The following is a 15,099-nucleotide window of genomic DNA, read 5'->3' on the forward strand; positions in this document are numbered from 1 at the left end:
ACCTTACTAACGATCTAACCTATTACCTCATTAGGTAATAAAATTTTTTTAAAACAAACACTTAATTTTCTTTTTCTAGCAATTATAGTTGACGAATCAACTCATTTGTTTTTTTGTATAACACCTTACGCTATAGTATATAGAAAAAAGCGTGCCAAAAACTTTTTTTTAGTCAATATTCAAACAAAACATTACCTATCAATGACTTAGGTCTTTTTTTTCTTTTTTGCACTACTTTGGGGAAATAGTATTCCACAACACAAATTGGGTACATATTCCCCAAATACTAGAATGGATACCCAATTGCCAAGTTAAACATCAAGTTGTCTTTTCTCCATTTGCCGCTACCAAAATTAATATCTTTCACTACCCAGCGTTCGCCCGGTTCGTTATAAGGGACGCGCAATGGAAAGGCAAAATCAAAACGCACAACCAAAAACGTAATATCAAATCGGAGTCCTGCTCCGGCACCTAAGGCAATTTCTTTGTAAAAATCGCCAGAAATTTTTCCTCCTGGTCGATCGGATACCTCATTTAAGTTCCAGATATTTCCGCCATCTAGGAATAAAGCCCCATGAATAATACTCACTAATTTTTTGCGGTACTCGAAATTAAATTCAAATAACAAGTCACCGGATTGATCGGGAATAAACTTAGCGTCAAATGAATTGGGATTAAAGCTACCCGGTCCTAATGTTCTTGCCCTAAACGCACGGATACTGTTGGATCCTCCAACAAAAAATTGCTTGGTATACGGAAGGTTTTTTGAATTGCCATACGCATATCCTATCCCTGCGTGAATGCGGCTGACAAATTGGGCGGTTTTACTCAACTTTAAATAATGTCTAAAATCGTGTTCTGTTTTGAAGTACTGACTAAAGGGCACACCTAAAATTGATTTTTCTTTGTCTTTATCGACATCAGCCCCCATGATTAATCCCGTAATATTTCCGGAAAAATCAAGTCCCCCGCGGTAGTAAAACGTATTCTTTTTAAACTGATTCATCGTATTTGTATACGTATAGGTATAGGTAGGACCAAAAATCAATTGCTTGTCTAATACGCGTTCCAATGAAGGATTTCCTGCTGCTGTTTCTCGGTACAAATCGGTAATATTTTGGGGTGTTACATAATTAACTTCCAATACATTAAACTGATGTTCCTTTCTGACGTTTTCTTTCCACAGGTATCCCCAAGATCCTTTAAATGAGGTCAGTGAATACAGCTTGCTTCGCTCTAGGTATTCTCCCCCTAGCGTTGCTCGTGTTCGTGGAATATAACCACTTGAAGAATGGAAATTCCAAGGTGCGATTAGGCGTGGCCATGTTAAACTCGCTTCCATCCCCGTTTTGTATACATTGTATCCTTTATTTTTGGACGACATTTGAAAATCAGCTCCTCCATATGCCGATACAGAAAATAGCTCGGCTCCCTTGAAGAAGTTTTTGTGACTCCAATTGACTTTTAATTCAGCTCCGTTATAACTAGATGAATTTGTTTTCCCCAACATTTCTAATCGAATAGACTTTGGATTATCTGGGGTTAGAAAATAGTATACATCCAATTTATTTGAAACTGAATCCACTAATTCAAACTGGTTTTTTACATATTTAAAAACACCTAAGTTCACGAGTCTGTTGAGCGATAAGTTGTGGTCATTTCGATTGTATAGTTCACCTTCTTCCAAGTAAACTGTGCGATCGTAAATACTCGGTTTAAATTTATTTTTGGGATCGATAATTTCGAAACCATTATGCGATTTCGCGTTTTGTATATCGCGTTTGATGTCTGTTTCTGCTAGGGAATAATCGGGAAAAATATACACTTTATTGATTGTATAGGCTTTTGTAGCCAATACGGGCGTATCGTCTTTTACTTTGACAAATAGATTGACTTTGTGGTTTCCTACCGTACTATCCACCTGAACCAAGAGGTTATCGGGGCTAAAATAAAAATAGCCTTTGTTTTTCACATAATTATCAAAGCGAACGCGTTCTTCTTTGATCTGATCGAGATTATAGGGGCGGTCTTTTTTCAGCCGAGTCCAACGGTTTCCAGCTTCGTAAATGGTTTGTTGTAAAGGCGTAGAATCATTTAAAAAGGTTACGTCATTTATGGTAAACTGCACTCCTGGATGCACGCTATATTTCGCTCCTTTTTTCTTTTCTCCTACTTGAAGGGTATCATAGGCCACTTGAACATTAAAATACCCATCATTTTCCATTCGGTTAACCAAAATGGCTTGATTGTGTTCCATATCTACCTGACTAAAAAGTACAGGCGGTTGCCCCATAGAGTTGCGCAACCAACGTCTTACTTTATTTGTTTTAGTTGGATCGCCCCCTAAATTGTAAAAAAACAATTTGGGTCTAAACCCCAAAAAAGAAGCATTGGGTTCTGGACGCAAAAGGGACTGAAGGGATTCTTCCAACTCTTTTTTCTTTGCTTTATCTACTTCTTCTCCATCAATATCAACAACTCCTTTGGTATACAGAGCTTCACCATCTTCGATATACTTGGTCGAACTACAAGAACTTATAAAGAAACCAGCAATTCCCGTTAAAGTAAATAGTAGTACGTTAGTCTTCTTTTTTAGCTTCATTCCTCAGTTGTTTTTTCAATTGTCTTTTGTCTTTCGAGCGTTCAAATAGCTCTTTAAAATGCTCATAACTCATGGTAATAATAAATCCTACGCCCGTTTCCACAACTTGACCTTGTAAGGCAACTTCGTATTGATTTTTGCGGTAAACGCGCAATAAATAGCGTCCGTCTTTTGACAAAGCATATTCCAATTCTATATCACCTGCAATATTTGTGGCTTGTTCATTTTGCCTTTGATTACCTTCTACCTCAAAGCTACTGCCCACGGTTACTTTTAGGCGATCGGAGAACAAGCGTTTGGAAACGGCAATATTCAAGTCAGTTCGATTTTCTCTGCTTCCAGAGGAGAAATCTTCCGTTGACTCGAGGTTAAAGTTTAGTTCTACTCCTTGAATCAAGTTCGTAGCCAGGTTGTTCAACTGGTCAGACAAGAGTCGGTTTACACTTTGACGAGCCATTGTTCCCGCGCTTAACCCACCCATACTACTCTCAAATGGGTTATCACCAATGAAGTGATTCAGTAAAAGTAAGGCAAATACCTGTTTGTTTAATTCAGACTCGTTGGCTTTAATTTGCTCTAACTTGGATTTAGTTAGGGAAATTACATCTCCTGAAGCACTTGTTATTCCGTCTTTCAAACGAATATCAAACGATATTTCCGGTTTGAGCAACTCGCCTTTCATCATCAACAAGGCCTGGAATGGCAATTGTTGTTTATACTTATTTTGTTCTGTCGGCGTCATTGCTGATAGCTGATTTTGAAGCAAGTCAATTGGGGCTGTTTTGGTTTCATAGATAGCCGTTAAATTGAGGATTGCATCAGTTGGATCCCCAGCGAATGTAATCGAACTTCCTTTTTCAACTAAGAATTTGCGTTTAATAAAATTAAAAGACAAGTCATAGGATCCCTCAGAAAACTCATAACGTCCGGTTAGGGTCACTTTTCCGGAAGGATCAATACCTCCCACAATATCACCTTCTCCTTTTATTACAACTTTATCGCCACTGCTCTTATCCATAATCATCGTGAATGTAGCTTCTTTATCCACAACAATAGATACCGATACATCCATGCCTTTTAAGGCAGATTGATCAAAATCAGCTTGGTATTTAAGCAATTCTGCTTGTCTCAAACTCGCTTCATCAATAAATTCTACAATTCCCTCTCGATCGGCAATTGAAGGATCCTCTTGAGGCATGACCAAGGTAAAATCTGTTTTCTCTCCTATTGTTACTTGACCTGATACCTTAGGCGTATTGAGATCTCCTCTTATTTTGAGATCAGAATCAAAAATCAACGTACCATAATACATATCATTATCCTTAGATGTAGAACTAACTGCTTTAAAATCGACCGCTTTTACATCGAGGTTGAATTTAAAATCTGTATACGTTTGCGTTAAGATTTGTCCGTCAATGACTAGTAAATTCCCCTCTGAATCGGTGATACTAAAGGTATTTAGTTCAATTCCTTTTGGGGTAAAGGCAATTTTTTCATTGATATCTTTAAAATCAGCATTGATAGGATTGACGTGAAAACCAATTTGATTAAAGTCGATCGCTCCTAAAATAGCAGGTTGTTCATACTTACCCCCTAGGGTTATTTCTCCTGAAAGGTAGCCTTGAGCATTACTGAGGTTCCCCATGCTGAAATGTTCTACTGCTTTCAATTGGAATTTATCTACTGCTAGTTTTAAATCTAATGTTTGTTGATCTACATCAGTAGTTCCAAACAAGCGAATTTTATTTTCTTGTCCTTCTAAAACGATATTCGCCCCATACTTGCTATGTGATTCATTAGCCACTCCTATATGCAGATTTCCCAAGCCTATTTCGTAGACTGTTAAATCGGCAATGTCAATATTGGAAACAAAGCGAAAATCCGTGGTTAAATCTTTTAAGTGAATCTCTCCATTAATAGTACCAGCCGCCAATAGTTTTTCTTTTTGAATCATTTTAGTCAGGGTTTCAATGCTAAAATTTTCAAATTTCACAGCCAGTGGGCTATTGATCTTTTCTTCTTCCGAAGCCAAGCGAATCAGACTGCTTTTGTAACTCATTTCAAAATCTGTGGCAAAGAAGCCTTTATCGCTGAGCACAATACTATTATTCGGGTGAACAGTCCACGGTTTGTAATCTAAGATAAAACCACCTTCTTTTAGTTTAACGCGTTGTTGTTGCGTCCCAGCTAAAATCTCTGCTCCCACTAAATAGCTCGTTTGTTCTTGGCGATCGAGTAATTTAAAATTGAGGTCAATTTTATTGTCTTTAGCAAATCCATCCAACACCATGCGTCGAATTTGAAAGGAGGCATTCGAAATACTTTGGATCGCTAATTCATATGACAAAGCCGATGCGCTATTTGGTTTAACATCCAACGTGATCGAATCAATAGTCATATCGCCATATTGAATAGAAGGAATTTCCCCTTTTAAGGTGAGGTAATCGTCTTTTTGTCTGTAGGTTCCACCAAATACAATGGGTTGAATTTCCTTTAACTCTGGCGCTATTTTTTGAAAAATAGGGTCATTTTTGATGCGCAACTGATACGTAAAATGGTTCTGTTTTTCGGTTGTTTCGAGTTCATTTGCATTCGAATCTACTTTCTTAGCTTCATCATTAGCACGTAAGTTGTAATACTTTTGAATGGTTTGGGTCATCGCATCACCTAATTTTGTCAGGAGATAATCCCCCTCCATGTCAAAGTCTAAGATTTGTGATTGCAGACTCATCTTGCGGTAAGCAGGCGTTGCTTCTGCATTGAATGTAATGGGTTGCAGCACAAAAGATCGACTTAATGCGTTGAAACTCAAATCGCGTATTGAGGCTGTTCCGACAAGACTATCTGGCAATATATTCGGCATATCCACTTCTACCTTTCCACTTAGGACAGAAGCTTCATCATTTAGGCGCAATTGATGTAAGTCGATTTGCTTTAAATCCGCTAACAATGATAGACTAAGTGCTTTATCTGTCCAAGTTCCTGTGGCATTCAGATTAAAATTCAAATTGGGATCGTCATTTTGACTGTGTACTTCATAGTGTCCATCTGCCAAATGTGCTTGCAGCAGCATGTCTTTATACTCATAGCCGTTATAGGCCGCTTTTACAAGTTTAATCGAGGCATTGGCTTTTGCATGTGCAGGTTCCAATCCCATTCCATCTACTTTGGCCTGTAAGCTTATGCTTCCAATGGAATCATTTTTAATAATTCGCCCGACATTCAATCGGTCAATTGTCAGATTACCCCAGTATTTTTCTTTGTTTTTTATGCGTTGATTAAATCCTCCATCAAAAAGAATAGATCCTGAACTTGTTTTTAATTCAAACGTACTAACGAGGTCGCGTTGAGTTCCTTTGGCTATACCTGTAAAGCGAATTAATGCAGGAATTTCAATGTCTTTAGGAATTACACTAGCGGGTGCTAGGGTGTAAATATCTTTGGCTGTAGTTTGAAAATCTTTGATATTGACGTCGAGATAGGCTTGCTCAACATCAGGTAAATTTCGAACCTTGCCCTCTGCGTTGATAAAGGTCGACCCCAACAAATTGACATACATTTTCTCGAGAGAGAGATCGCTCATCAATCCTTTTGCGATGAGGTCAATCTCAATTTTCTCTTGGCTTAGTTTTGTCAATCCATGAGCTTTAAAAACATCAGGCATCAAGAGATAGGCGTCTTTCAATCCCAAGTGAGAGTTAGAAATTACCACATCTACAGAGAGTTGTCCTAGTTGTGTTGTCAATTGTTCCAAACTTTTGTAATTGAATACAGCTGTTGATTGGAATTGGGTATTTGGGGTTTCAATACTCAGGTTTTTCACAAAGGACGCCTGCTGACCATATTGAAAATACGCCTTGCTATTCGATAGGGTAAATCCACTTTGTTCTTTAAAGGCAAGCTGTTGTAGATTTCCATTTAAACCCGCATCTGTGTATTGGAAGTCTTTCAAACTAAACTGCAAGTCTTCAATAGCCACGTGATTGACATCTAATCCTTCTTGGCGTTTTTTGTGATTATTATCGTCGTATTTCGCATTAAAGTCGTTGATATCAAAATTGCGCACAGCAAGATTCCACCCCAAGGTCTCATTTTCGGGTGTAGCCAAACTATCCGGGCTCACAGCAGCGGGTGGAGTTGTTGCTTGTGGACGGGATAAGAAGGCAACCTCAGCTTTAGTTTTATTCAACAACACCTCCTCAATATCGAGTTGTTGCTTGGCGAGATCTAATTTATTCAAGGACAATTTGAATTCGCCCAAGTCTAAAATAGCTTGTATATAATCTTCGGCACTTTGATAGTCAATATACGTTTGAGTCAGTTCTATTACACCAACATTCAAATCAATGGGTTGTTCATTCCCTTCGGGTGATGCTGCGGTATCTTCTTCTATTACCTCTGGGTGTTCACCAGCTGGCGATGCCTTGTGATACACCAAAGTGATACCATCAGACGCGATCTTTGGAAGCGCAAAGCGCATCTGCTCTAGATCAAAATCCTTAAAACGAGTAACAAATTGATTGAGTTTAAAATCGAGGTGATGACCATCGTAGGCGTCATCAAAAGTAAGAGCAATGGAATTTAAGTTGATCTGCCCTACTGAAACAGTCATAGAGGAAGGTGTTTCCTCTTTTTCTTCTTCCGAGGCAAAAGCATCAATAATATAATCAAAATTAAAACGCTGTAAACTATCGCGTTTCACCGTTGCTCTTAGTCCATTTAAATCAACTGAACTAACATTAATTTTATTTTGTAGCAATCCGAATAATCCTATGTCGACACCTAAGTGGTTTACATAGGCTAAGGTATCTTTTTCTTGGGATTCAAGATAGAGTCCTTTTAAGACGATTTTCTTAGGAAACGAAATGGCAATTTTATCCAATTTTACAGGAGTCCCTATCTTCTGTTCAACGAAGGTAATAGCCTTGTCTTTGATGGCATTTTGAATCGAGGGTAGCTGCACCAATACAATTAAAAGTATTAGTAAAACAAGGATTGAAAATACAATCCAACCCACTATTTTACTTATTCTAATAAGGAGTTTCTTCAAGGTCTTTTATTTTTAATCAAAAATAGCAAAAACATACCGTATTTAGAGGTGTAAATAACTAATTTTTCACAAATATTCTTGTTTTGACCCACAATAACAGAGAAAAAAATAAAAGTTTAGCTAGCGTACTCACTACTATTACAGCATACTTATTTTTTGCTTCTTTAGCAATTAACGGAAACAGTACATTCAAAAAAGTAACTTTTTTTTTTGAACTGACCGTGATCTGCATATTCTCTATTTCTCGTTGACAAAGAAGCATGCCACCTCCTATAAAAATTAAAAAAAAGTTAAAAATAACAGTAGGTATCAATTGTTTTTTTAGTAGAAAAACAACTAGGATTCCCAGTACTGGTCAAGGATTAAAAGAATAATATTTTTCAAAAAATATCCATTCCTTTTTAAATAAAAAGAAACTAACTTTAAATTTTAACGAAATTAAGTTAAAAATAAAATTATTTTTAGTAATTTTACAGTAACAAAACAACACTTACAATTTTAATTCTATCAAAGCCCCTTACAAAATTGATTGTCGTTCTTAAAAAGTAGCCGAAATGAAGAAATTATTTTTCAATCAAGAAGGAATTGAGCAGAAACAACAAAACATGACTCAACTTCCCGCTCAACAATTGCAAGAGGAGCTCTTAATTATGCTGTATGATACAAAAAATTGGGTTATTAGTAACTTCATTTTATCAAAGCATCAATTAGAAAAATTAGAAAATGCACCAGAGGCATTTCTGAGAAATTTTAAACTTACAACGATGAATATCGTTTGTAATTAAGCTAATTGCAAATTATTAATTGATACTGAAAACAAAAAAAATCCAGCTCAATAGAGCTGGATTTTCTGCTTAAATTACATTTTATTTTTTGCTAAATAGGTTCTAAAATATCCACATTCCTTAATAACCTCTTGGTAGTATTTTGTATCGCTGTATTGGGTCGCCAATTCTTGGAATCCCTTCCATTTTTTAAACATGGGGTCATCCCATCCTGCCCCCCAATAGTAGTCTCTATTGTGGTACTGATTCGCATAAAACTCATTGCGTTCTATCTTGGCTTCTAAATAAGCAATTTTTGCTTTTTGTTCCTTTGTTGTAGCAGCTTTTTTCGCTATGCCGTAGTATTTTTTGGCCTGACTCATATTCAATAAATACTTGCGTTCCGCAGGTGAAATTGAGTTGCCATATTCATTGACTAAGGCATTGTAATAAAATACACGTGCGTTTCCGTAATACGTGGCATTGTAAAAAGCATTTCCTACTAATAGCGCATTGTTAAATCGATCGTCTCCGTTGGCAATTTTATCTTGCATTTCTTTCACTTTGACTAAGAAATCTAATTTTGTGTATTGAATGGACTGTTTTGCCGCGTGATCACAATCGTTGCAATCTTGAATCTTGCCGTTGAATGGATTTCCTAACAATACTGTGTTCTTATACGATTTTTCATAGGTATCTCCGCTGTACTTTGAAACAGTGCGTACAGGTTCTGCCTTTTTCATTTCGACAATCGCCTCGTCTATTATGTCTTGGTAGAACAAATTAATGGCCCTTCTCTCGTATATATCACTTAAATTATACTCGTATTTGTCGACCATCAATTGCTCCAAACTGGTTTTATTTTTGCTCAACAAGAATTTTTCCATTTTCACTGTATTGTCTACTTTACTGTAGAAGTCTAAGTTAGAAAATACAATCTCACTCATAACGCTATTGCCTTGTTCTTGGTAGATGGTAGCCAAGTATTGACGGATCCAATGAAGGGCATAATCATAGCGAAACGGATCTTCCCATGTAGCATTAGGTATGATGTCATTGTAGATCCACTGCATATCAGCCAAGATTACTTGTTCTGCTTGGGCGTCTATTTTTTTAATCTGTGACACTTGATTAATTAGACCAAATAGGCGAAGTTGATTGTTGATTAATTCATTGCCTTTTGCGTCTTTTTTCGCTTGAGCAAAAGCGAGATCTGCCTCTTGATACTGCCCTTGAAAAATAGCTAAATATCCACTAGCCATTTGCCATAGCGCAAGATTGTCAACATGACCTTCTTTTGTTGTTTGCTTCACCCATTCCAAGCCTGGTTGATCAATTTTGTTCTTTAGACTCTTGAAGTAATCTTTGCTCGATTGAAAAGTTTCTTCTCGATAAGCCAAGATAGCTGCTTCTTGTTCATTGACCCAACGCGTGAGTAAGAAATTGGCATGCGGACTTTTACTGTCTACAGCAACCACCTCTTTTAAGGCTTCTATCGCATGGCTATAATATCCTTGCATAGCCCATAAAGCTGCTTGTACCTCTTTTGTAGGTATTGTTTGAGCCAACGCTTTTACACGCGTTGTTTCCATTGGTTTGTAGTTGTATAAAGCCACTTGTCGCAAGGCGGGACTTCCGTTGAAAACTTCTGCATACAACGCATTAGAACGCTCGTAATCCCCGTCTTGGTAATAGGCTCCCGCTACATAACTCAACCCCCTGTAATACAGTGTATTCTTAGGCTGCTTGGCTGCTGTTTGCTCAAAAAAAGTGATAACACTCGCGCGATTAGTCGAATAAAACTTCGCTTTCATCACCTGAAACCACATCCTATTGGTGTAGAACGCATCTTTGCTCTTGAGGTTTTTATATACTTTTTCCACTTTATCCGCTTGACCTTCATGCATCAGATTCGCAACATAGGATTCGTAATCCCAATAGCTATAGCTGTCATTTGAATGCGCATCAATGGCTTTAGCGTGATATAGAAAAGTAACGAAATTCTTTACTTTATCATCTTTTAAGTCCCAACCTTTCGATTGCTTCTTATTCAAATTGGCATACAATTGATCAATCTCAGTGGCGTGTGAACTGGTTGACAAGACAAAGTCCTTAATTTGGTCTTGGTCTATTTTGCCCTGTAAATAGGTGGCCCACTCTTGGACAATATCCTCGTCAAACATCGTGGCATTATCCATATAACCGCCATTGTAAAAGCGATCATAAGGAGCAAAAAACAAGGGCTTGTAAGATTCATCGGCAAAAGCCTCTGGGGTAAAATTAGAAATGCTCGAATAGCTCCACCAGCCATCTGCACAGCCATAGGTGTATACGCCTGATCCTAAGATCAACGACATACTACCTACAACGCACCATTTCTTTAAAGATTTCTTGATCATAGTATTTGATGTTTTTTGAATTCAAATCGTATAGTATTATTTCAGTGGGGCACTTTCCACTGGCTCGATATAAGTCGGTAGTCATTTCTTTGAGCTGACTAGCAGTAGTGTTCTCCACTTTTAGGCGATCTCCTTTTTGAAAGACAAAACCAAACATACTCGCTTCTTGTTTAACTACAAACTCATGGTCTGTTAGTTGTTCTAGTGCTGACTGTTCTTTTAAATCAGCCACGCGCAAGCGACTCACTAATCGAACAACTTGATCGTTTCTACTGTGAACAACCCAAGAATAAATGGGCAAAGCATAAGCTAATGACAATGGATAATCCTTTAATCCGCTATTGTATTTTTGTGCGATATTGCGATCGTAAATGGAATTAAGAGAATCACTGGCAATGCGCCCCATATTGTAATACATCAACACGCCTCGATCAACAGGAGGCACACCTGTTTTGGCTGCATATTTTACTTGATGCAGACGTATTGTTGCGGAAATTTTCATTTCTGTTTCTTTGCGCAATTGCTCTATTAGGGCAAAAAAACGATCTTTACTAGTCAAAGACCAATCGCAATCAAGCTGGATTTCTTGACTGTCGATATTGTTGTGTTCATTAATTTGCTGCACAAAATCCACGAGTTGACTCGCCAATTTTTTAACGTCTAATTTGTCGTAGAGCACTACCTCATTCTTGAGGTATATAACGGGAACCACTTCTAGTTGTGGCACGGATTCTTTAAATACAATCGGTGTAATGGGAACGGCTGTTCCATTTTTTAATCCCACGTCAAAATAGCGTATATACAGTTTAGTCACGGCTAAATTTTGGAGGGTTTCCCGTTCGATTTGATCCAAAGCAAAACTAGTTTTCCAATAGTAAAAGGAAAGTTTAGAATCTGATTTAGGTGAAGAATTCACACAAGATACTACAAGCATAAGTAGCATCCCAACTAGTATTTTTTTCATAGCATTTAAAAGCATCTCATTCCCTTAAAATAGGATGATCTTTGCCATGCAAATGTACAGCTTAGCCTGTATTTTCAACAAATTTATCTTGATTTAATTTCAAGCTTATAGACGCGGTTGACTCCCACAGTGAATGTCATTCCCCCACCTATTTCTCACGATGAATCTTCCAATTTATTAGGGATAGCATCTTGTCTTTTATCGCCTCTGTACAGCAAAAGATCACAAAAAAAGAGAGAATCGTTTGTGATTCTCTCTTTCTATATCTTTCTTTACTTACTAAATTCGTTCATTCGTCAAATCAAATCCCCAGTCTTTCCCTTTTAGGACAGCAGGCACTCCTCTTACCATCCAAACAGGTGCTTGCGCATCTTTTAGATAGTAGTCGAAGAATTGTTGTTGACGAATCTGAATGTCTTTTCTATTTTGACGTTTCATCAAATTGTGTTCATCTCCATTGTAGTTTAGCATCCATACGGGTTTTTCTAATCTACGCATAGCCATAAACATTTCGATTCCTTGATACCATGGCACAGCTCCATCATTGTCATTGTGCATGATTACTAAAGGAGTAGTTATTGCAGGCACTTGAAATAAAGGAGAGTTTTCAATGTATAGGTCATAGCCTTCCCACAGTGTTTTTCCAATTCTGCTTTGTGTTTTTTCGTACTGGAATTGACGGCTCATTCCTGTTGCCCAACGGATTCCACCGTAGGCTGAAGTCATATTAGCAACTGGTGCACCCGCCCAGGCTGCCGCATACCTATCCGTTACCGTAACCAAATGTGTCACTTGATAGCCGCCCCAGCTTTGGCCCTGAATTCCAATTTTATCTCCATTTACCCAGTAATTTTCTTTTAAGAAATCAACGCCCGAATTAATAAACTCCTCTGCCGCTTTTCCTGGAAATCCATCAGTATAGCTAATATCAGGTGTAAAGACTATATAGCCATTACTGACGAAATACGGAATATTCAAACGTGAAGGTGTCGGTGCAGGTGCTTCATATCGATGAAGATTGTCCGATAATTTTTCGTAAAAATACACAATCATAGGATATTTCTTTGTGGGATCGAAATCTTCAGGTTTAAACAAAACACCCGTAGCCTCATAGCCATTTGGCGTAGTCCAATGCACCAATTCATTTGTTCCCCAATTGTAGTTTTGTTGCTGCGGATTCAACTGGCTAAGGCGAGTCGTTTGATCTAACTTTTCCCCAACATATAAATCATTTGACTGGGTGAAATTTCCTTTTATTAAAGCGTAAACATTCGCGTCTTTTGCTTTACTTAAAGAAGCAAAACCACTGTAATTTTCAAGCAATATTTGCGCAGGATCTTGCTGTTTTGCTAAATTAATTTCAAAATACCCTCCCTCTTTTGTCACTTCATTAAAAGCGGTAGCTAAGGTATAGGATTTTTTATCGAAAGATTTCTTCTCTTTGTCCAGCTGGATCAAATCAAATTTAATCTTGTTTTTGCGTCCATAGCCATTAGTAATCATTCGCGCTGCTTTATTTCCTTTGAGGTAAAACTCCCAGATATCATAGCGATCCCCAATAAAAACGGATTCATCGTTATCGCTCCAGCCTTTGATTCCATATGCATCAGGCAAATCAGGCATATCGAATTCTTCTTCGGCAAAAGACACGGATAAGCCTGCATTTAATTGTTTCGTTTTACCCGTTTTCACCTCATAGTGATACCAATTAGCCTCTTGACTATTGTAGTACACAACTGCTGTCCCTTTGGGTGAAACAGACGCAGTTCCTGAAAGGTCTTTACAAATTTCTTTGCGTTTACCTGTTTGTACGTCTACGGTATAATATGAGGTATACCCAGCGATATTCCATTGTCTTTCCACACGTCTTCCGAAATCAGAGGTCTGAAAAACAAAAGAGGCATTTCCTTCATCTACCCAAGTGGTACGATTGGACGTTTCATCCGCTAGGGGTACAATTTGCGTTGTTTTAGTTAGATCAACAGTAGCGAGATACGATCGCTTGAGGTCTTTTTCTAGGTTAACCAATTGTTGGGGTTGTAAATAATCTTCTTTATAGTGCCAGATATCTACAATAGCGTGATCATCGGCTATTAGTGTTGTATCTTTAGGTACGGGATTCGGTGCAATTCCAAAGTACAATCTCTTTCCATTTTTACTAAATTGAGGGCTGTGATTTTCGACAATACCCCACTCTTTTGGCATTCCATTTCCTTGACTTGAAAGTAATACCTTTGCCTGATTGGGCAGGGTGCTATGGTAGATTGTATAGGACTTAACTAAGGCTTTTTCATCATCTTCTGTATAAGTAAAGACCATTTGTTTACCTGCTGTATCAAAACTAAACTGAGAAAACTTTCCTTCGCCTTGAAATAATTGCGTTGTTTTACCTGTTTTAATGTGCAACGCATAAACACCGTAGTTTTCCTTTTCCGTTGTTGTTGGACTTTCTACTGTTTGTACTTCAGCACTCACTTCGCCTTGTTTTTCGTCCTCTTTTTGATCGTCTTCTTTTTTCTTCGGTGTAGGATTCGCTGTTACATAGACCAAATAATGTCCCATGTCATCGAAATAGTAAGCCGATACATTGGCGATGTGCTCTTCAACTGCTGTTTCTAAGTTGCGAACAACAAGTAGAAGCGGTTGATTTTTGTCGTCTTTTTTGGTTGATTTCGCTTTTTTGGTCTGTGTTGTATCTTTTTCCTTTTCTAGTAGATACGCCAATGTTGTTCCAGCTTTTTCAGGCACTTTGAACGATTTTACACCAGGGAGTTTAACTAAGGATTGTGTATTGAGATTGAAAATTCCTAGGGAATCTTTAGCGAGTTCATCTTCTTTCTTTTTTTTGTTTTTTACTGCTTTTATATCCTGATAAAAAGGTTTAATCGCAAAAATCATATACTTAGAATCTGCGGTAAACACCGCATGTTCACCTCGATAAAATTGTGTGTTTACTTTTGTTTTAAGCTGGTCAATAACAAGCTTCTTATCTCCTTCTTGTGGGGCGATTTGATAAAAAATAGCCGTTCCATCATTGGATAATTGCTTCTGCGTAATACTTTCCCAACCATCATATACGCTGTGGTCAAGGGGTTTCTTTTGTCCATATCCAAAAGCAGTTGCAAGAAGCATAAAAGCAATGGAAAAGAATCGATTCATTCGGATCATTTTGTAGATGACTTGGAGTTAATTAATATTTTGAGAAAAGTTACAAGATATTTCTTTATGAATTATATAACAAACCTATTAACACCATCGTTTGAAGGCAGTTGTTTCGATTTGAACGATGTGCAATAATTTAACGTTTTTACAGCTATAGC

The 15,099-nt window shown here is 37.6% G+C and carries 6 protein-coding genes; 1 reads left to right on the top strand and 5 read right to left on the bottom strand.

The features are described from left to right. Positions 1-286: 286 nt before the first annotated feature. A complete protein-coding gene (locus H4K35_RS04435) occupies positions 287-2,602 on the bottom strand; it encodes a BamA/TamA family outer membrane protein (protein WP_182626180.1) in 2,316 nt (771 codons plus the stop codon). Beyond that, positions 2,580-7,652, bottom strand: a complete 5,073-nt coding sequence (locus tag H4K35_RS04440; protein ID WP_182626181.1) for a translocation/assembly module TamB domain-containing protein — start codon at positions 7,650-7,652, stop codon at positions 2,580-2,582. Before H4K35_RS04440 ends, H4K35_RS04435 begins: the two co-directional genes overlap by 23 nt. Positions 7,653-8,206: 554 nt before the next feature. On the opposite strand from H4K35_RS04440, the gene H4K35_RS04445 reads away from it, so the two are divergent. After that, entirely contained in the window at positions 8,207-8,437 is a 231-nt protein-coding gene (locus tag H4K35_RS04445; protein ID WP_182626182.1) for a hypothetical protein, read from the top strand. Between the two features lie 74 nt (positions 8,438-8,511). Here the strand turns inward: H4K35_RS04445 and H4K35_RS04450 are convergent, their stop codons facing one another. From H4K35_RS04450 to H4K35_RS04460, 3 genes are all read right to left on the bottom strand, one after another. Then, positions 8,512-10,815 (bottom strand): lipopolysaccharide assembly protein LapB, encoded by a 2,304-nt coding sequence (locus H4K35_RS04450; RefSeq protein ID WP_182626183.1) that lies wholly within the window; start codon positions 10,813-10,815, stop codon positions 8,512-8,514. Further along, a complete protein-coding gene (locus H4K35_RS04455; protein ID WP_182626184.1) occupies positions 10,775-11,779 on the bottom strand; it encodes a hypothetical protein in 1,005 nt (334 codons plus the stop codon). The genes H4K35_RS04450 and H4K35_RS04455 overlap by 41 nt, the downstream gene beginning before the upstream one ends. A 279-nt stretch (positions 11,780-12,058) precedes the next feature. Continuing rightward, positions 12,059-14,938 carry a S9 family peptidase gene (locus H4K35_RS04460; protein WP_182626185.1) on the bottom strand — a complete coding sequence of 960 codons (2,880 nt, stop codon included), beginning with the start codon at positions 14,936-14,938 and terminating at the stop codon, positions 12,059-12,061. Between the last annotated feature and the right edge of the window lie 161 nt (positions 14,939-15,099).

Source organism: Myroides sp. NP-2 (assembly GCF_014145665.1).
Lineage (GTDB): Bacteria > Bacteroidota > Bacteroidia > Flavobacteriales > Flavobacteriaceae > Flavobacterium.

What these genes read in the sequence shown, in the direction of transcription:
- H4K35_RS04455 (WP_182626184.1), bottom strand. Translation starts at nt 11,779, where the DNA reads ATGAAAAAAATACTAGTTGGGATGCTACTTATGCTTGTAGTATCTTGT.
- H4K35_RS04450 (WP_182626183.1), bottom strand. Translation starts at nt 10,815, where the DNA reads ATGATCAAGAAATCTTTAAAGAAATGGTGCGTTGTAGGTAGTATGTCG.
- H4K35_RS04460 (WP_182626185.1), bottom strand. Translation starts at nt 14,938, where the DNA reads ATGAATCGATTCTTTTCCATTGCTTTTATGCTTCTTGCAACTGCTTTT.
- H4K35_RS04445 (WP_182626182.1), top strand. Translation starts at nt 8,207, where the DNA reads ATGAAGAAATTATTTTTCAATCAAGAAGGAATTGAGCAGAAACAACAA.
- H4K35_RS04435 (WP_182626180.1), bottom strand. Translation starts at nt 2,602, where the DNA reads ATGAAGCTAAAAAAGAAGACTAACGTACTACTATTTACTTTAACGGGA.